The 19,488-nt window shown below is 41.0% G+C and carries 19 protein-coding genes; 7 read left to right on the top strand and 12 right to left on the bottom strand.

The window, feature by feature from the left end; translation table 11 throughout:
* Positions 1-14 precede the first annotated feature (14 nt).
* The 7 genes from LEPBI_RS05125 (at position 15) to LEPBI_RS05095 (ending at position 10,043) form a co-directional block, all read left to right on the top strand.
* A complete protein-coding gene (locus LEPBI_RS05125; protein WP_012388049.1) occupies positions 15-2,282 on the top strand; it encodes a lytic transglycosylase domain-containing protein in 2,268 nt (755 codons plus the stop codon).
* 68 nt (positions 2,283-2,350) lie between these two features.
* Complete coding sequence (locus tag LEPBI_RS05120) at positions 2,351-3,640, top strand: citrate synthase (RefSeq protein WP_012388048.1); 1,290 nt, start codon at positions 2,351-2,353, stop codon at positions 3,638-3,640.
* A 48-nt stretch (positions 3,641-3,688) separates the two neighbouring features.
* On the top strand, positions 3,689-5,614 hold the full coding sequence (locus LEPBI_RS05115) for a SpoIIE family protein phosphatase (protein WP_012388047.1): 1,926 nt from the start codon (positions 3,689-3,691) through the stop codon (positions 5,612-5,614).
* Positions 5,611-6,447 (top strand): class I SAM-dependent methyltransferase, encoded by an 837-nt coding sequence (locus LEPBI_RS05110; protein ID WP_012388046.1) that lies wholly within the window; start codon positions 5,611-5,613, stop codon positions 6,445-6,447. Before LEPBI_RS05115 ends, LEPBI_RS05110 begins: the two co-directional genes overlap by 4 nt.
* 15 nt (positions 6,448-6,462) lie before the next feature.
* Positions 6,463-7,296 (top strand): TrmH family RNA methyltransferase, encoded by an 834-nt coding sequence (locus tag LEPBI_RS05105; protein ID WP_012388045.1) that lies wholly within the window; start codon positions 6,463-6,465, stop codon positions 7,294-7,296.
* Positions 7,293-8,360 carry a glycosyl transferase gene (locus LEPBI_RS05100; protein ID WP_012388044.1) on the top strand — a complete coding sequence of 356 codons (1,068 nt, stop codon included), beginning with the start codon at positions 7,293-7,295 and terminating at the stop codon, positions 8,358-8,360. The genes LEPBI_RS05105 and LEPBI_RS05100 overlap by 4 nt, the downstream gene beginning before the upstream one ends.
* Positions 8,361-10,043, top strand: coding sequence for a DUF342 domain-containing protein (locus LEPBI_RS05095; protein ID WP_012388043.1), 1,683 nt, complete (start codon positions 8,361-8,363; stop codon positions 10,041-10,043).
* Here the strand turns inward: LEPBI_RS05095 and LEPBI_RS05090 are convergent.
* The 12 genes from LEPBI_RS05090 to pyrB form a co-directional block, all read right to left on the bottom strand.
* Positions 10,032-10,796, bottom strand: a complete 765-nt coding sequence (locus LEPBI_RS05090) for an LA_1326/LA_4305 family lipoprotein (RefSeq protein WP_012388042.1) — start codon at positions 10,794-10,796, stop codon at positions 10,032-10,034. The two genes, LEPBI_RS05095 and LEPBI_RS05090, sit on opposite strands and share 12 nt — an antisense overlap.
* Positions 10,797-10,803: 7 nt before the next feature.
* A complete protein-coding gene (locus tag LEPBI_RS05085) occupies positions 10,804-11,163 on the bottom strand; it encodes an STAS domain-containing protein (RefSeq protein ID WP_012388041.1) in 360 nt (119 codons plus the stop codon).
* A gap of 65 nt (positions 11,164-11,228) precedes the next feature.
* Positions 11,229-11,417 carry a hypothetical protein gene (locus LEPBI_RS05080; RefSeq protein WP_012388040.1) on the bottom strand — a complete coding sequence of 63 codons (189 nt, stop codon included), beginning with the start codon at positions 11,415-11,417 and terminating at the stop codon, positions 11,229-11,231.
* Positions 11,414-12,208 carry a pentapeptide repeat-containing protein gene (locus LEPBI_RS05075; protein ID WP_012388039.1) on the bottom strand — a complete coding sequence of 265 codons (795 nt, stop codon included), beginning with the start codon at positions 12,206-12,208 and terminating at the stop codon, positions 11,414-11,416. The genes LEPBI_RS05080 and LEPBI_RS05075 overlap by 4 nt, the downstream gene beginning before the upstream one ends.
* Before the next feature lie 49 nt (positions 12,209-12,257).
* Positions 12,258-12,458 carry a 50S ribosomal protein L31 gene (rpmE, locus tag LEPBI_RS05070; protein ID WP_012388038.1) on the bottom strand — a complete coding sequence of 67 codons (201 nt, stop codon included), beginning with the start codon at positions 12,456-12,458 and terminating at the stop codon, positions 12,258-12,260.
* A 10-nt stretch (positions 12,459-12,468) separates the two neighbouring features.
* Entirely contained in the window at positions 12,469-13,872 is a 1,404-nt protein-coding gene (rho, locus tag LEPBI_RS05065; protein WP_012388037.1) for a transcription termination factor Rho, read from the bottom strand.
* Between the two features lie 142 nt (positions 13,873-14,014).
* Complete coding sequence (locus tag LEPBI_RS05060; protein WP_012388036.1) at positions 14,015-15,220, bottom strand: helix-turn-helix domain-containing protein; 1,206 nt, start codon at positions 15,218-15,220, stop codon at positions 14,015-14,017.
* Positions 15,221-15,268: 48 nt separating this feature from the next.
* The gene (locus LEPBI_RS05055) at positions 15,269-15,904 is read right to left on the bottom strand and encodes a hypothetical protein (RefSeq protein ID WP_012388035.1); all 636 of its coding nucleotides are present in this window, start codon (positions 15,902-15,904) and stop codon (positions 15,269-15,271) included.
* 1 nt (position 15,905) lies between these two features.
* Positions 15,906-16,871, bottom strand: coding sequence for an adhesin OmpL37 family surface protein (locus LEPBI_RS05050; RefSeq protein WP_012388034.1), 966 nt, complete (start codon positions 16,869-16,871; stop codon positions 15,906-15,908).
* Between the two features lie 80 nt (positions 16,872-16,951).
* Positions 16,952-18,178: an LL-diaminopimelate aminotransferase gene (locus LEPBI_RS05045; protein ID WP_012388033.1), complete on the bottom strand. Its 1,227-nt coding sequence runs from the start codon at positions 18,176-18,178 to the stop codon at positions 16,952-16,954.
* Positions 18,162-18,530: a DUF2203 domain-containing protein gene (locus LEPBI_RS05040; RefSeq protein WP_012388032.1), complete on the bottom strand. Its 369-nt coding sequence runs from the start codon at positions 18,528-18,530 to the stop codon at positions 18,162-18,164. The genes LEPBI_RS05045 and LEPBI_RS05040 overlap by 17 nt, the downstream gene beginning before the upstream one ends.
* Complete coding sequence (pyrB, locus tag LEPBI_RS05035) at positions 18,523-19,455, bottom strand: aspartate carbamoyltransferase (protein WP_012388031.1); 933 nt, start codon at positions 19,453-19,455, stop codon at positions 18,523-18,525. Before pyrB ends, LEPBI_RS05040 begins: the two co-directional genes overlap by 8 nt.
* Positions 19,456-19,488 lie beyond the last annotated feature (33 nt).

The following is a 19,488-nucleotide window of genomic DNA, read 5'->3' as shown; positions in this document are numbered from 1 at the left end:
CATAGGAAGTATGCATGAGGCATTTTTGGTTAGCAAGTAGAATTCTTCTCTTTTTCACAACATCCCTACTTGCCGAAACAGACCTTCATTATTTGATCAAATCCCACCAATGGGGGCAAATTGAAAACCATTTCAAAAACTCCACTCCTTCCCGGGAAAGTGAAGTGTACACTCTCATTGAATTCCATGAAAAATCACCTAACGGAGACAAGGAGAAACGATTTCGTTATTTATTATCTCTGATCCGCGGAGTGTTTGTGACAGATGCAAACGAGGAAGAAGTCAAAAAGATTCTCACCCAAACCATGCCTTTCCAAACCACGCTTTTTAAATTGAGTTATTGGAAATTGTACAATGAAATAACTGCTAAAAATTTTCTCACTCCTCAGGAGAGAATCCAATTCTTAAATCGATTGAATATGGAAGAGGATCCCATTTGCCGCAGGGCCTTGGATGAACAAATTAGATTGTTAGCAGCAAACAACCAATGGAAGGAAATCATAGAAAAAATCCAATCCATCCAAGATTCTCACAAAAGGTATCTTCTAACAGGAGATAGTTTGTATCGATTGGGAAAAGCGAAATTGATCTTAGGTGATGAAAAAGCTGCCATCGAAGATTGGCTCAATTGTTTACAAAAAGAAGGCTTAATGGACCAAACCGTGCAAATGATTGCATCGGATTGGAGTAAATACAAAGGTAGTGGCAGTATCTTACAACTTGGCCCTTCTGAACTCACTTTATTTTTACCTGCCATCAATTCAAATGACAAGGAGGCGCTCTTTCGTTCAAGGCCTGAACTTTTTTCCAGTCGATTGAATTATTATGAAGGGTTTAAACACCTAACACAAGTTTTAACCAAAGTGGGAAAAACCAATGAACTCTTCCGAGTGTTACGCGCCAATAAAAGTTTTGTGGATATGGATTCCTCGTGGATTGTGACCCTTGCCGATACCTTATACCAACAAAATAAATTCCAACAGGCAATTGAACTCCTAAAAACCTTTCCGGGAAAAGACGCAGGGTATTACCGAGTGCTTGCGGCTTCTTACGACCGTTTGGGGGATAAGGAATTATACTTTGAAAACTTGATTTTATACTTAGGAAAGTATCCATTCAATTTATTTTACCAAGACCGACTGATTGAATATCTCGTCGAACGCAAAGGGGAAAAATCACGATATGCTCCCCTTGTTAAATTTGAAAGGGCCCTTGCGGAGATCCCAAACCTACCTGTCAAAGGAAGGCTTGTGTATTGGTATTTACGTTCTCTTAAAGAAAATGGAGAAACCGATCGTCTCAAAAAAGAATTAAAACGATACTACGCACTTTGCCCAGGTTCTTACTACACACGTGTGATCCGTGAAGAATTTTTATCCACAATCAAAGAATCCAATAAACCAGAAAACCCAACCTATAACAAAGAATACCTCTTTGAATATTTATCCTATACAGCAGGCATCCCAGAAGAATCGGGGGCACTCATTGGTCGCAATTTAGGATTTGTATACCCAAAAGATTCGTATGAACTGGGAAACAAATTGGGGGGAATGAGTTCAAGAATCCAAGGTCACAAACTCTTAAACCTTGCCAAAGAATACTTCCGCGTGGGAGAAGATAGTTTAGGCCTCCACTTAGTAAACTTCCACGTAAAACGAGAAAATCTTTCGGAAGATGAGAAGGATGAAATCCTTGTTGGGATTGGGGATCTCACGCGTAACACCTATTATTCGGCATTTCATACACGTTCCCTTCTCAAACGATACCTCATTCCAGATGATCCCATTTTACTGCCCACTTCCCTTTCGGTTCGAATGTATCCAAGACCTCACCAAACGATTGTCGCACGTTATGCCAATGAAAACGGAATCCCTGAAGACAATGTGTATGCCTTGATGCGACAAGAATCTTTTTTTAAAGAAACGGCTACCTCCAGGTCAAATGCCCGAGGCCTCATGCAAATCATGCCTGCGACGGGACGAGAGCTTGCCCAAAGGATGGGGGTCACTTCTTATTCTCTCTATGAACCAGAAACATCCATCAGACTCGGAACAAAATTTTTGGCCTACCTTCTCAAATCCAATGGGAACGAATTAAAATGGGCATCCATCGCCTACAACGGTGGGCCTGGGAATTTACGAAAATGGAAAAAATCTGTCTACACGGGTGATTTTAACCATTTTTTAGAAGACTTACCATACAAAGAATCAAGAGACTATTGTCGCATCGTTGTTTCGAATTTCTACGCATACGATATCATGAAAAAATACCATAAGTTGTAAAAAATGGCTTTTCCCCTCCCTTTCCCCTGTCTATTCTTTGAAATAGACAGAGATATACAGGAGAAGATATGTCCGAAAAGGCAATTCTGAAAGTGGATGGAAAAGAGTACGAACTTCCGATCGTTGCGGGAAGTGAAGACGAAAAGGCAATTGATATTACAAAACTCCGCCAATTGTCCGGTTATGTTACGATTGATTCTGGTTATTTAAATACAGGTGCCTGCACAAGTGAAATCACCTTTCTCGATGGTGAAAAAGGAATCCTCAGATATCGTGGAATCCCAATCGAAGATTTAGCAGCAAAGTCAACCTTCACAGAAGTTGCTTATTTACTCATCTACGGAAAACTTCCAAACGATGCACAGCTCAAAGAGTGGAATAGTTCGATCACAAAACACACCATGATCCATGAAGACCTCAAACGTCTGTTCAATGGATTCCCAAAAGATGGACACCCTATGGCAATCATGTCATGTATGATGGGATGTTTGTCTACATACTACCAAGATAGTTATGATCCAATGAATGAGGAACATAGAGAAATTTCCATCATTCGACTCCTTGCAAAATTTCCTACAATTGCGGCCTATGCGTATAAAAAATCAATTGGACAACCTATCATCCATCCTTTGAACGAGTTAGACTATGCATCTAACTTTCTCAATATGATGTTTGCTGTTCCTGCAGAAGACTACCATATTGATCCGGAAATTGTTTCAGCACTTAATTTACTCCTCATCTTACATGCAGACCACGAACAAAACTGTTCTACATCAACTGTTCGTTTGGTGGGATCTTCTCTTGCCAATTTATATGGTGCGATTTCTGCAGGGATCCTTGCGCTTTGGGGGCCACGCCATGGTGGAGCCAACCAAGAAGTTTTGGAAATGTTGGAAGGCATTAAAAAAAGTGGACTATCTGTTAAAAAGATCGTCGAACAAGCAAAAGACAAAAACTCAAGTTTCCGATTGAATGGATTTGGACACCGTGTTTACAAAAACTTTGACCCACGTGCCAAAATCATCAAAGTAGCTTGTGACAAGGTATTAAACAAACTCGGAATCAAAGACCCACTTCTTGACATTGCAAAAGAATTGGAAGAAGCGGCACTCAATGACCCTTACTTTGTGGAAAGAAAACTCTATCCAAACGTAGACTTTTACTCAGGTATCATCTACCGAGCACTAGGAATCCCAACCAATATGTTCACTGTGATGTTTGCGATGGGAAGACTACCAGGATGGATTGCACAATGGAAAGAAATGATTGAAGACCCGAACTTAAAAATTGGTCGTCCACGACAAATTTACACCGGTCCAAAAGAAATTTCTTACGAAACGGCAAAAAAACAGGCCTAAGTCAATACGACACAGGACAAGGGAATCTCCCTTGTCCCTTCCCAACACTTGAAACCGATTTTATCCAAATTCACTCTCCTCTTCACACTCTACAGTCTTTTAGTGATACCCATTTTCGCCGATGCAAACGAAGATATGGGAGAGAGATTGGTATTCACAAAAGAATTCACATATTGGATTGATACGAAGTCAAATACACCCGTAGATTCAGTTTTAACGACTGGAAAATTCCAAGCGATTGATGATGAATTTGCCAATTTTGGTTTTTTAAAAGGAACCTTGTGGTTACGCCTCGATCCCAATCAATTTCCAGACCCAACCAAATTCCCACTTCTACTCGTACAAGCGCATAATATTGATTTGGTGGAACTTTACCACAAACATGAAGGTGATAGTTTCATCGTTTCTAAATCAGGTCATATCCAACCAATGTTCCAAAGGGAAATCCCACATAGGAATTTTGTTTTTCGCCTAGGACATCAAAAGGAAACCATCCTCATTGCCATCAAATCCGATATATCCTTACAATTTTCACTTGTATTCACAAACCAAAGGAACCTACAAAGAGAAGATTATGTAACGCAGTGGGTATATGGTTTATTTTTTGGAAGTTTAGGGATCATCATTTTATACAATCTTGCGATCGCATTTTTTGTAAGGGATAAAAGTTATTTTTATTATATCGGATATGTTTTGTTTTTTGGTCTCGGCCAGTTATCTTTACTCGGTTTTTTTGGGTATTTTTTTGTTCCTAATTCCTATTATTGGAAACGAGTGGGAATTCCCGTTTTTTTCAGTCTCTGCCTCTTTTTCTTTGTTTTGTTCACTGCCAATTTTTTAAAGATCAAAGCAAGGTTACCTAGAACTACTAGGTTCTATTTTTTGTTAGGTGCATTTTCCTTATTCAATGTTTGTATCGCGTTATTTGGAGGGGTTGCTGAAGCTTCCATCGGTGTGAGTTGGCTTTCTGTGAGTATTTGTCTTACCTTATTTGGAATTTTGATATGGGGATTAAAAAAACGGATTCGTTCTTTTTATTATATCTCCATCGCATTTTTTTTATTACTCCTCACATGTGTGATCTATGGAATGTTGAAGTTTGGAATTTTGCCTAGTAATTCTTTTCTAGAAGAGATGTTATTTCCGATTGCTTCACTTGCAGATATCACTCTCTTCGCTTTTGCTTTGGCAGATCGAATCCAATTGTTACGGCAGGAAAAAGATCTGGCCCTTGCCCAAGTCACAAGCCTTAGAAGGGAAAGAAAAATTTCACGTGACATTCTCATGCAATCTCTTCCGAAAACAAGTCCCAATGTCAAAAACCTCCAAATCCAAATTTATATCCAACCAATGAAGGATGTAGGAGGAGATTTTTATGAATACCATTCACCGAATCCCTATGAACTAGGGATTGTATTGTGTGATGTATCGGGGCACGGAATCCCAGCATCTCTTATCTCTGCTATGGGAAAAGTTGCTTTCACAACACAAAAGGATTCGATTTCTTCCCCCAAACAGGTATTAGAGGGTATGAACCGAGTTTTGTTTGGGAACTGTTCTCCTCAATATGTGACTGCCTCTTATTTGTACTTGAATAGTTCTACCAAGATTTGGAGATTTGGGAGAGCAGGCCATCCAAGTGCTTTTTTACAAAGGTCGAGTGGTGAAATCATCAAAGTCCACCCGAAGGGAAAAATCATTGGAGTGTTTCCGGAAATCCAAATCGATGAAACCACTTATCCCGTTTTACCAAAAGATCGTATTTTATTATTGAGTGATGGAGTTTTGGAATGTTTTGATCCGAAGGGAAATATGTTCGGTGATACAGGACTCATTGAATTTTTAAAAACCAACCGGGAACTTCCCAATCATTTATTCAAAGGAAAACTCATCCAAACTTTGGAGTCCTTTTCAAATCGAGAAATAAAAGACTGGGAGGACGACCTAACCTTTATTTTTCTGGAATTGGTATGACAAAAAGTTACGAATTATTGGATTCTGGGGACCTTTCCAAATTAGAAATTGTGGGCGGATACAAACTCCAAAGGTCCTCCCCTACTTCCGCCTATGGCAAAGAAACACCTGGGATCTGGAACGACTTACATGCTGTTTACATTAAAAATGATTCTGGCTCAGGGCATTGGAACTTCCAAAAAAAAGTCCCAGAAAGTTTCACGATTCAATTTTCCCATCTTACCTTTAAAATCAAACTCACACCATTTGGGCATATTGGACTCTTCCCCGAACAAGAAACCAACTGGAACCGAATCCGAGAAATCGGGAAAAGAAAACAAGGCCTGGAAGTTTTGAATTTATTTGCGTATTCTGGTGGATCCACTCTCGCTTGCCTTGATGCCGGGATGAGTGTTTGCCATGTAGATGCTTCCAAAGGGATGGTGGATTGGGCGAGAGAAAATGCCAAACTCTCAGGTCTAGATACCAAACCCGTTCGTTGGATCGTAGATGATGTGATGAAATTCATACGTCGCGAAATCAAACGTGGGAAAAAATACCAAGGCCTCATCCTCGACCCGCCAAGTTTCGGTCGTGGTTCCAAAGGAGAGGTTTGGAAAATTGAAGAGAACCTACCCGAACTCATGGATGCACTGATGGAACTCTCCGACAACAAACCTGAATTTGTCATCCTCAGTTGCCATAGCCAAGGGTTTAGTCCCCTCACGTTAGAAAGGATCCTCTCCTCACGGATCAAAACAAAAGGAACATACGAAACAACTGAACTTTATATCCCAGAAACTTCTGGGAAAAAATATCCGGCTGGATTCTGCACCTTTTTCAAACGTTCCTAATCGAGTATTTCTCCAATGAAACCACAAAGGAATTACATCACAAGTTTCTCCAATCCGAAGGTGAAATGGGTAGCAGGCCTCAAAGAAAAACGAAATCGTGATGAAGAAAAAAAATTTTTCATCGAAGGGTATCGGGAAATCAAAAAAGCCATTACGGGAAACCCAAACTCACCGATTCCTTGTTTGCCTGTGAACATCACAAGTTTATTCATTTCCCCTGAATGTTTTTTGGGAGAAAATGAAGAGAGTTTGATAGCATCAATTCGTTGTCCTATCTTTGAACTCCCACGGAAAATTTTTGAAAAAATTTCCTACAGGGATCGTCCGGATGGTCTTATCGCAGTCGCAGAGACTCCAAGCGCCATGGTTCCTTGGAACTCCCTTCAAACCAGTGAAACAAATCCTATCCTCATCATTGAAGGTGTGGAAAAACCTGGAAATCTCGGAACCATCCTACGCACGGCAGAAGGAGCAGGTGTGGGACTTGTGATTGTCACCGATCCAAGGATTGATCTTTTTAATCCAAATGTGGTGAGGGCAAGCACAGGAACAATTTTTACTCTTCCTGTTTACATTGGTGACCTAACAGAAGTTTTAACAGAGTTCAAAAAACAAGGTTACAAACGATATGCCGTCACCCCGGAAGGAAAAACTTTATACACTTCGGTGAACCTAAAAGAAAAGTCAGTTTTTTTATTTGGAAGTGAGCAGTATGGACTTAGCCCACTTGCCAAAGAACTCGCAGATACAACTTTGTATTTGCCTATGTTTGGTGAAGCGGATTCCCTCAATTTGGCTATGTCTTGTGGCATCGTTTTGTATGAATCCATCCGCCAAAGATCCAAATGAAAATTTATTATTCGATCTCAGGCCATGGTTTTGGTCACATCAGTCGTTCTGGAAACATCATTAAACGCTTATTAGATGAAGATTTCATCGAAGAAATCCATCTGGTGAGCACACGCATCGCCTTTATTGATTTCCAACATCCTAAATTAAAATTGAGATCCCTGAAACTAGACGTTGGTATTTCGCAAAAAGATTCTTTATCCATTGATCTACAGGCAACAAAAGAAGAGCTCATTCAGTTTGAAAAAACCAAATCTTCCCTCTTAAAAGAAGAAACAAAATACATCAAAGAAAACAATATCTCTCTCATCCTTACAGATAGTTCTTCTTTTCCCATCACGATTGCTTTGGAAGTGGGAATCCCAAGCATCTATCTTGGTAATTTCACTTGGGATTTTATTTACCGCAATTATGCCAAATCTGATGTGTATTTTGGAAATCTGAGCGACCAATTGGAAGTAGAATACGGGTTTGCAACAGAGGCACTTGTATTCCCTTTCCACTGTCCCATGCCCCATTTTTTAGAACAAACGCAGATTGGTCTTGTGGGACGAAAACCAACGATGCCCAAAACAATGGCTCGAAAGTCCTTTGGGTTCCAAGATGAAATGACCTATATCCTATTGTCCTTTGGTGCCTATGGATTGGAAGGCCATACCCTTCAAACAGACAATTTGCCAAAAAACATCCAACTCGTGGCCTACGGAGTTCCAGGGATTCAAAAAGATGGAATTTTGGTACCGGAAGTTTCACATTATCCCGATTTGGTGGCCGCTTCTGATTTTGTTTGTACAAAGCCTGGGTATGGAATCTTAAGTGAATGTTATTATGCAAACACTCCCATTCTGTACACGGACCGAGGTGACTTTAGCGAATACTTATATTTAGTGAATGCACTCGATTTGTACTTTCGGTCGGCCTATGTTCATTTGGAAAAAATTATTTCTTGTGAATTTGAATCAGTGCTGACAACCATGAGAACTCTTGATCAAATGACTCCAAAATTGGAACTAAAAATAGATGGCGAAGAAGATGTGATCCGTCATTTGTTAGAATATACATAAATGCCAGGTCCTGACTCCTATACTGATCGAATTTTGCAAGATTTAGAAGCATCTGAAAATGGATACTTCCAAATCGAAAATACAAATGGCAAAGCCATATTAAAAATCACTAAACCTGGATCGAAAGGGAAAAAAGTCGAATACAAGGATGTCCTTGCACGAGTGCAACTCTTTGGAGTGGAAGGATACCAAACCGAACACTTAAAAAAAATTGTCCTCATTGCCGATGGGAAACCAGTTGAAATTGGAACTTGGTCCAAAGGGGATCCTGTCCCCTCCTATGCCGACATCAGCATATCCGACGATGGAATGGAAGCAAAAATGGTCCTCCACCCTCCTAAACACGGGGGCCCACTTCTCACCGAACACCAATTACGTGAACAAATTGCTGCGGTGGGAGTGTCAGTTGGGATCATCGATTCTGTCATCCAAAACCAAATCAAAAATCCTGAATTTTTTGTACCCTATGTAATTGCAAAAGGGATTCTACCCGTTCCAGGCAAGGATGGTGAAATCAAAATCTACTTTCGATCGGACAACAAACCACAGTTAGAAGAAGATGAACACGGAAGAATCAATTATAAAAACATTGGTGTCATCCAATCGGTAAAACCAGGTGATCTCATTGCTGAAAAAATCCCTCCAAAAAAAGGAGAGTTTGGGAAAACAGTGACTGGAACCATCCTTCCTTACCAAGAAGAAAAAATCGTAGAATGGATCCTTGGCCCCAATGTCGAACTAAGAGAGGACAAACTGTACGCGAAAATTGCAGGTCGACCCGTTTTGTCTGCCGCTTGGGAAATCAAAGTGGATGAAGTGATCCAATTGGAAGCTGTGGACTATTCAACAGGGAATATCGATTTTCCAGGAACCATCATCGTGGAAGAAAAAATTGGAGATGGGTTTTCTCTCACAACTAGTGGTAGTATCATCATTCGTAACTCAGTAGGAAAGGCCTTCCTCAAGGCAAAAGGGGATATTGTTCTTTCAGGTGGGTTTATGGGACGGGGCGAAGGATACATTGAATCCGAAGGGAATATCTATGCTAAGTTTGTCGAACAAGGAAAACTCACTGCCCAAGGTTCTATTTTTGTCGAAGAGGCGGTAATGCATTCCGAGATTTCTGCCAAAGATTTGATCCGAGTCATGGGAGGCCGCGGAGAAGTGATTGGTGGCACTATCATTGCTGGGAACTCACTCACTTGTGCCAAACTCGGAGCCGTTGTGGAAACCAAAACCAAGGTGGCGATTGGAACCCCACCCGAACTTTTAGATGAACTCAATCGAATGAAAAAAGAGATCTCGGAAAAAGAAATCACTCTTCATAAAGTCCAACTCACTCTTACCAAACTCGTAGAAAAAAGTCAAAAAAAGGAACTGAGCCAAGAAGAAAAGGACACGATCACCAAATTAAAAGATGGGAATGACAAGTTCACAAAAGTACTCGAAACAGAAATCAAACAATTTGAAACAGCACTTGGTTCCTACGAACCAAATCCAGAAGCCTTTGTGGATGTGGAACGAGAAGTTTTCCCAGGAGTGGATTTAAGTTTTGGTGCAGGGAAAAATTACCGAATGGGAATGAGTTCCCTTGTAGGCAAAACTCATTTTTACTTGGGAACCGATGGTTCCATCCAAACCGATCGGAATGTGATTCGAAAAGAAGACGATTTACTCTTCTAACAAAACTCCGTCTTCTTCATCGCGAGAGATTTTTTTTTCGGGTTTGAGATCGGCATCCACTGAATTTGAAATTTCATTCGAACTTTTTTTTCGTTTTTCAAATTTCAATTTTGCCAAATCCGACTTATCAAAGACGAGCCAATGCCTGTTACGAAATCCACCAACTTTTTTAAAGCTAAAACCTTGGCCTTGCAAAACATATGTTGACTGCGGGAAATGATCAAAAGGGATATCAGGAATGTTGGACCAATCAAAATAATTCCCTTGTTCATCGTATGAAATTTCTTTTTGTAATTCACCAAATAAGATTTCGATGGAAGTATCCGTGGACCAAATATAAAACGCAGTCCTTGAATAATGAGAAACAACTGATTTCACAGGATTGTATTTGGAGATCACTAGTAAAATTTGGTTTGGTTTTAATTTTTGTAATCCATCCACCAAATCCAATGCAAACTCTTTCACTTCTTTTTCTTCAAAGATGTATTGGTTGACATCACCGTAAGAACTTTCTTCTCGAAAACGAATGTTTCCTAGTAAATCCAAAACTTTGTCTTCGTTAAGTTCCACGGGATGAGCGAAGGTTTTGGCAACAGAGGATTCTGTTTTAACATTGATCTTATCTCGGTTCACAGTATAAATCGCAAACTCATTACTACGAAAGAGTAATGATCTGGATTTAACACCTGATGCGCAAGAGTTGAAAAGAACCAAAGGAAAGATCAAAACGGAAAAAAGTCGAAAGAGTTTCATATTTGTTTTAAGCCTCTAGAGTATTTTGGAACTCTGGAAATTTAGAAAGATATTCATCCAAAGTCAAAATGGAGAGAATGTGATTGAGTCCCGAAAGTCGAAAGACTGAATTTAAATTTTTATTGAGATTGGTCACAAAAATTTCCACACCACGATTGTGTAAGGCAGAAGATGCTTTGATCACAGCGCCGATTCCACTGGAATCTAAAAATTTCACCGAATGAAAGTCCATGGTCAATTTGCCAAAATTAGAACTTTCGATTGCTTTCTCAAACTCTTGGTAAAATTCACGTGAATTTTCCATCAGGACATCCCTTTGGATGGAGAGTAACAGGTGGTTTTCCTGACGGTGGCTTTGAATCAACATACTTGGATTAACAATACGTTACGATTCTCTTCTTTTGTGTCAAGAAAATCGGGTTTACAAAACTCTTAAGAAATGGGTGCCAAATCCGTCAGATTCATCTCTAAATCGTGAGGATAACCTTCTTTGTCGTTATAAATGACAATTGCCTTATCGCTTTGGATTTCTTTGATTTCCACAGTGGAACCTGTAAAAATGAAAATTCCTTGGTGAAGGAAGGTTTGTTTGGTGAGTTTCGCCTTATCGCCAGGTTTCATTCCCCATCCTCTTTTTTGAGGTAAAGGTCTTTGCCTGCTTTTTTCATCACATCAAAGATGTACATTTGGCTATGGTCCACTCGGGTTCCAATGTCATAGATGGCATCTGTGAAATCAGCATCTTCGATTTTAGCGGACGCAAGTTTGGCAAAACGTAAATCAGCGCCTCGAAAATTGGCGTTCCGTAAATCGGCTCCATTAAAGAAGGAAGCTTTTAAGTTTGCTCCAGAAAAGTTCGCACCGACAAAACTAGAGTTTTGCAGGAAGGCGTTGTGGAGGTCTGCTCCACTAAAATCAACGCCATCCAATTTTTCTTTCTCGAGCATCACACTGGATAATTTTGCATCTCGCAAATGCCCTTGGGTGTGAAGGAGTTCCATGGTTTGTGCTTTGGTGATTCGGTTTTCTTTGGGAACCCCTTGGCCTGATTCATAATCTTCAACTGCTTTTTTGAGAGCAGCCACAGCCGATTCTGGGTAGTTTTTCCTACGTTCTGGAAATTCAAAAAGTGTTTCGAGAGTCTCTGGTGTTAGGTTTTTGAGATCCGTGATGGATTTACCTTTGGCGTATTCAGTTGCCATGGCAAGTGCCACAATCCCAAACCCACAGCCTGTTGTGGTGTAACTGGCGTCTTCTACAACAAGGCTTTCATTTAACTTTAAATAGATGCGGTATCCGTCCCCGCAACCTGTGTTGCGGTAATAGGAGACGACGGTTGCGTCTTCCATCTCACGGTAATTCATCCTTTGGTCGTTGATTTCTTTGTAGCGAGCAAAGTCCATTACTGCCATGAGTGATCTCCTGTTGTAACTTAGACGGTCCGAAAGAGGCAAAAGCCTCTTATTTCATTTTGTATTTTTTCTTGAACTTGTCTACGCGGCCTGTTGTGTCCACGAGTTTGGATTTTCCCGTGAAGAAAGGGTGGCAGTTGGAACAAATTTCCACACTGATGTCCCCGGAAGTGGAACGTGTTTCAATCACAGTACCACAAGCACATTTGATTTTGGCAGCAACGTATTTTGGATGGATGTCAGTTTTCATGGTGGCCCTTTTAGTTCGTATTCATGCTGGCGAGGAATTGGTCGTTTGTCTTCGCGCCACGCATTTTTTCAATCAATAGTTCCATACTTTCGGTGATACTCATAGGAGAAAGTACTTTTCGGAGGATAAAGACACGAGTGAGCGTATCTTGTGGGAGGAGGAGTTCTTCCTTCCTGGTCCCTGAGCGGTTGATGTCGATGGCAGGGAAAATTCGTTTGTCCGCGAGTTTTCGGTCCAAATGGATTTCCATATTTCCCGTTCCCTTAAATTCCTCAAAAATCACTTCGTCCATTCTAGACCCTGTGTCAATGAGGGCTGTTGCAATGATGGTAAGAGACCCACCCTCTTCGATATTCCTTGCGGCACCAAAAAATCGTTTTGGTTTGTGGAGGGCATTGGAGTCCACACCACCAGAAAGGATCTTTCCTGAAGTCGGAACCACTTGGTTGTATGCACGGGCAAGCCTTGTGATGGAATCGAGGAGGATGACCACATCCTTTCCATGTTCCACGAGTCGTTTTGCTTTTTCAATGACCATCTCAGCAACTTGGACGTGGCGTTGTGCTGGTTCATCAAACGTAGAACTCACAACTTCACCTTTTACATGACGCGCCATGTCGGTTACTTCTTCAGGACGTTCATCAATGAGTAAAACGATGAGAAAAATTTCTGGGTGGTTCCTTGTTATCGCATTGGCAATGGATTGCATGAGAACTGTTTTCCCAGTTCTCGGTGGCGCCACAATGAGTGCCCTTTGTCCCTTTCCAATCGGGCACATAAGATCAATCACTCGAGTGTCCAGATGGCTTGGATCAAACTCCATATTGATCCTTTCGCTTGGGTAAAGTGGTGTTAGGTTATCAAATAAATTTCTTTTTTGTGCAACTTCCACTGGGAAACCATTGATGGATTCCACACGTAACATTGCAAAAAATCGTTCTGCTTCTTTGGGAGGACGAATAAGGCCTGTTACCGTATCCCCTGTGCGAAGGCCAAACAATTTGATTTGAGAAGGAGAAACATAAATATCATCCGGACCTGGCACATAATTGTAGTCAGGTGAACGAAGGAAACCATATCCATCAGGAAGCCTTTCCATGACTCCCGCTGCGTGCACTTGACCATCTTTTTCGGTTTGCGCTTGGAGGAGTGCAAACATCAAGTTTTGTTTTTTCAAACCATGAGTGTTCTCTACTCCCAAACCTTTCGCGAGGTCTGCCAGTTCGTTGATGTTTTTTTTCTTGAGTTCGACTAAATCAAGTGGAGGAGGAATAGGACCTTCGTATCGGTTCTTTTTCTTTTTAAACTGTTTCGGTGGCTCTTGGGCATCGTCTTGGTCCATGATGCCGTTTGTGTATTCAGTTGGTTCTTCAGGGGGATTGACTTGGATTTCTTCTTGTTTGCGTGATGCCATAGATTGTTCTACATTGATTTGTTAGAGTATTTGATAAAATTCGGGAAACCATTTGTGCAAGTTATGTATGCAAGTGAAACAGCGAAGTGCGGAGGTGTTTTCTCAAACGGTAATGAAAAACTTCTTTTCCTGAGCGTTTTCGTCAACGTCTTTTTTTTGCCTTTTTACTAGGTTTCCCAGTGTTTTGAGTTCCTTTCTTCGCTTTTACTTGTTTTTTCTCAGTGGGAGTCGTTTGTTTTGCTGATTTAACTGGTTTTTGTTGTGTATTTTTGGATTTCTTCTTTGGCAAACTTGATTGTTTTTTGCTTTGTCCCTTTTTTGGAAGTGGTTTTTTTTCGGGAGCTACCTGTTTTTCTGATCGTTTTCTAGGGATGACCACTCTTTCCTTTTGGTTGTTTTGGAACCTTTCTGCCAAATTCAAAAAACGGATTCTGTTTTGTAAGGTGGTTCTCGGGATTCCGAGCTCACTTGCCGCATGGGAAATATTTTGAGAATTCCTTTGTAAGGATTTGTGGATGTAGTGCGCTTCCATTTCTGCAAGAACGGTTTCTAATGGCAATTTGGAATGGAAGGCCAAATCCAAATCAGGGAATTCTGACTTACCTTTTCCATTCCCAAACCCACCCACACTCGTTGCAAAATGGTATAAAAACCCAACCACTTTCTTCTCTTTTTTTAATGTGATGATCCGCACTTGTGATTGTAAGTCTGGTAACATCGTTGTTAATACATTGGTATCGGCTTCTTTCCCCATACTCAAATCATGTTCTTTGAGATACGAAGCAAGTACTTCCCGATTTAGGTTGTGTAAATACTTTTCAGCTGTTTCAATCGAATCACCAAACAGTGATTTTGTGAGAATACCATTTTCAAAACTTTCATTATAAAATATAGTACCACCGGTCACATCCGTGGCAATCAGTCCATCCGGGAAATGGGATAAGATGAGTTCCATAAACCACTGGACGGAATCCAAATTTTCTTTTTTTTTCTCTAGTTTGGATTCGATTGAATCCAGTTTTGGATCGCGAATTTGTTTGGATTCTAATTTGGTAAAGGCCGCAAGGAATCTTGGTTTGTCCCAAGTTTCTTTTTTTTCTCCATCGAGCCCAATCACTGGGATGAGAGATGTTTCCTTAAAGTATAAAATAACAGATTCGTTTAGTTCTGTTTCCAAAATATCGATTGGGATTTGATCCAAATCTTCTCGTTCTTTTCCAAGATCCGACAATTCACGATGGACTCGGTCTTTAGAAAGTAAACCGACAAGATCTCCCTTCTCGTTTGTCACGGGAATATGAGTGGCTCTTGTGAGCAAAAAATGACGATAAAGTGATTCAAACTTCACTAAGCAGTCATTTTTTGAAATTTGGTGTGAATGAAAATGAAAAAATTTTTAGTTTTCTTGGATGGAGTTTTGCTTTTGTTTGTGGAGTCCCATCCAAATGGGTTGTACCCAAACCGCATCGGCAGTTTGGTACATTTCCGGGATTTCCGATTTTTGTGAACGTAAGGACAGAAGGCTGTAAACTAGCGAACGTTTGTATGTATGCAAGGACAGTTGGTAATTCCCGGACAAATAATATTCTTTTGCATGGTCTTTTTCGCTTTTTGCCATCACTAAGTAACGTTGGATTTTTTCTTTTGTATCCCACTCGAGTTTGGTTCCGGATCGTTCTTCCGATTCCATTTGGATCCATATCCCCATGGCTTTTTGGTAGAGTCCACTTGCATGTTCTTCCATGGGAATACAGAGTTTTCTTTGGGTGACAAGGATTTCGCCTTCGGCGAGTGTTAATACTTTTTCAATCTCAGCACGTTTTCCGACACGGTAGGTTTCTTCGACCTGGTCACGCATCACCTCAATCGAAGTTTTACCAACTTCAGGTTCCAGTTTCAGCTGTTCTTTGATGTCGAGGACAAGTGTGATCTTTCCATCCAATTGTTTTTTACGTTCCCTGTAAGACATTGTGCTTTTGGCGACAATTCCTAGAGAGAAACATAGAACGATCACAGCTGCCAGGTATTTCATCTTATTTTTTCTTTTCTTCTGGATAGATGGCTTTTCCATTTTCATCAAATTTTGGAGTTGGTGGAACTGACTCACGTCTTGCCCCTTCCGTCTCTTTGATTTGTGCATTGGCTTCAAGTAGTAGATCTAACTTTTTAGAAGTGATGAATCCATAATTATCATCATGTTGTTCAAGTAAATCAAGTGGTTTGGCATCCGGGTTCCCTGGAGGCACAACCGTCCTTTCCATCCGTTTGTTTTCAATGAAGTTAATGAGTGTGTCTCTCACCTTCTCGTAGTTACGTTGTTTTTCTTCGTTACGAGCTTCTTTTAAATCTTCATTGGATCTGTATTGATATTCCGGTTTGTCCTCGTCTGGTGTTTTGCTATAAATCATCGCAAGGATGGCAAAACGTTTTGCACGGCGGAGTGTTAAAATCCCTTCTTTGTAGAGCGTGAGTTTATAACGGTATTGGTGAGGGCTGGAATTGAGACCGGTTGTATAAAGGTCTTCCGAAGATCGAAGGTCACGAAAACCTAAACGTAACAATGCTTTTGCGTTGCTATCATTCGACCTAATGATGGTAGGAGCCGCTGCTTCGAGGAGAGCTCTTGCATCTTCAATGTATTTTTGTAATACGATTTCAAAGATGTTTTTGAGTTCTCCTTGGGCTTGTCTGAGTTGGCGGAACCCATACACATAGTTACTTTGTAAGTACCACATGTTCCCACTAAAGTCTGATTGGTTTGCAGCTTTTAGGAGTTTGAAATAATCAAAATCCAAGTTCTTTTTGGAAGGATCTTGGGGAGGAGTTTCGGCTCCTGGCTGTGCAGTGGTTTGTGCTTCTTCTTGTGAAGGAGCCAAATTGCTGAGGGCCACATTGATAAAATTTAAGTTTTCTTTGTTTTCAAAGATTAAAATCCCCCAGATTCGTTTGTTCTGGAGACACTGCGTTGATGTGTGAGATATGACCCACAACCATTGCAAAAAAGAGGATGAATTTCCATTTTCCCATAGCTCTACCTTGTTTTATATATCGGAGCTATGGAAAAAACCAGGACTAAATTTTACATTTTTTGGATGCGTTCGATGGCAGAAATGACATCTTCCCGTTTTCCGAAGGCAGAAAGCCGGAAATACCCTTCTCCCGCCGGTCCAAAACCAGATCCAGGGGTACCGACCACTTGTGCGGTTCCCAACAATTCATCAAAAAATTCCCAGGATTTCAAACCTCGGGGGGTTTTTAGCCAAATGTATGGAGCGTTTGTTCCCCCAAAGACAGTGTAACCTGCCTTGACCAACCCTTCGCGGATGAGTTTGGCATTTTCCATATAATAGGAAATTTGTTCTTTGATCTCCACTTGGCCTTGGGCTGAAAAAACAGCCTCCGCTCCTTTTTGTGTGATGTAGGAGACTCCATTGAACTTCGTTGTGTGACGGCGGTTCCAGAGAGAATTAAAACTCACCTCTTCTCCCGATTTGGTTTTTCCTTTGAGATCTTTTGGGATCACTAGGTAGGCACATCGTGTTCCTGTAAACCCTGCCGTTTTGGAAAAGGAACGAAATTCCATTGCGACTTCTTTGGCACCTGGGATTTCATAAATGGATTTTGGAATTTCAGGGTCTTGGATAAAGGATTCGTAGGCCGAATCATAAAGGATGATACTTCCCATTTTTTTGGCATAGTTCACCCATTCTGTCAGACGCGCTTTCGTTGCCACCATCCCTGTTGGGTTATTGGGGTAACAAAGGTAAATGATGTCTGCTTTTTCTTTTGGGAAATCCGGTTCAAAATTGTTTTCTTCCGTTGCAGGCATGTAAACGATATTTGCATAACGCCCGTCAGGCCCCACTTCTCCAGTTCTTCCTGCCATCACGTTCGTATCGACATACACTGGGTAGACTGGATCCACAACGGCAATTTTACTATCAAGAGAAAAGATTTCCTGGATATTCCCACAGTCACATTTGGAACCATCGGAAACGAACACTTCGTCTTCTGCAATTTGAACGCCACGTGCTGTGTAATCGTGAGCGATGATCTTTTGGATGAGAAAACTATAACCTTGTTCAGGTCCATACCCATGGAAACCACCAGCACTTCCCATTTCTTTGGCCGCATCCACCATTGCATTCACAATCGTAGGTGCGAGTGGAAGGGTCACGTCCCCGATTCCAAGTCGGATGATCTTAGCATTTTGGTTGGCATCGGAATACGCTTTTACCCTTCTTCCGATTTCAGGGAATAGGTATCCCGCTTTTAATTTTAAATAGTTTTCATTTATCTGAGTCATTTTCTTCTTTTGTTTCCTCTATGAGTTTTCTCGATCTAAATCCTTCATGATACCCGTGTTCGTATAACACATCTTCTTCGCCCCATGTCCAACAGTAAAAACCATTGCCATGATCAAAGTCTACAAGCCACAAACCTTTGACATCAATTTTAAGATTTAGAATTTCATTTGTCCAATGTTTGATCACATCCCCAATTTCTTCTTCTTTGGATTCGAGTATGTTTTCGGGGAGCATTTTATTACGAACATCATCTGCAAGCACACTGGCTTTCAGATAATATTCCTTGGTAATGTCTCGCACGAGTGGAAGGACTTCTCTTGCTTCTTCCAAAGTCCAAATTTTTTTAGTCAAAATTCACTCCAAGGCTCAGACAAAGTAATGCCATTCGCACCACAACGCCATACTTCGCCTGACGAAAGTAAGCTGCATTAGGCAAATCATCCACATCAGTGGATAGTTCGTTCACGCGTGGCAGTGGGTGGAGGATGGTTGTGTCTTTTTTGGAAGCAAGGACCAGTTCCTTATTCACCTTATAAATATCTTTTAGTTTTTCATACTCCCTGTGGTCAGGGAACCTTTCTTCTTGGATCCTTGTGACATAGGCAACATCCGCATCCCAAATTGCTTTGATGTCAGTGGTTTCCTCCCATGTCATTGGAAATCCTTCTAAGTTCTTTTTGTACTTTTCGGGGAGTCTTAGCTCTTCGGGACTAATGAGATACAAATGCACTGGGTAATGTCTGAGGAGATTGATGAGAGAATGAATGGTTCGCCCATACTTCAGATCCCCAATAAAGGCAATGTTCAGTCCATCGATCTTTCCTTTTTCAGAAACAATCGTATACAAATCGAGGAGAGCTTGTGTGGGGTGTTGGCCTGCTCCGTCACCTGCATTGATCACGGGGATGTTCACTGCCCCTGCTGCAATCCGAGACGAACCTTCCACTGGGTGGCGGATGACGGCAATGTCGCAATAGGCTTCGATCATTTTCATCGTATCATACAAAGTTTCCCCTTTGGAGATGGAAGAAAACTGGAAACCGACCGTGGAGATAAGCCTACCCCCAAGCCTTTCCATGGCGGCTTCAAAACTCATCCGAGTGCGGGTGCTGGCTTCAAAAAAGAGGGAAGCCAGGAGTTTTCCATGAAGGATTCCAAAGGCCTTTCCCGATTCATGCAAGGCATTCATTCGGTTTGTTTTTGTTATGAGGTAATTGAGGTCGTCTTTGGAAAATTGTAAGGTGTCTAAGATGTTTTTATGGGAGTATGCGTACATAAGGCGGAAATCTTTTCTCTAGGGTTTTTGGTA

This window comes from Leptospira biflexa serovar Patoc strain 'Patoc 1 (Paris)' (assembly GCF_000017685.1).
Lineage (GTDB): Bacteria > Spirochaetota > Leptospiria > Leptospirales > Leptospiraceae > Leptospira_A > Leptospira_A biflexa.
This window is presented reverse-complemented; position numbering and strand designations above follow the sequence as displayed.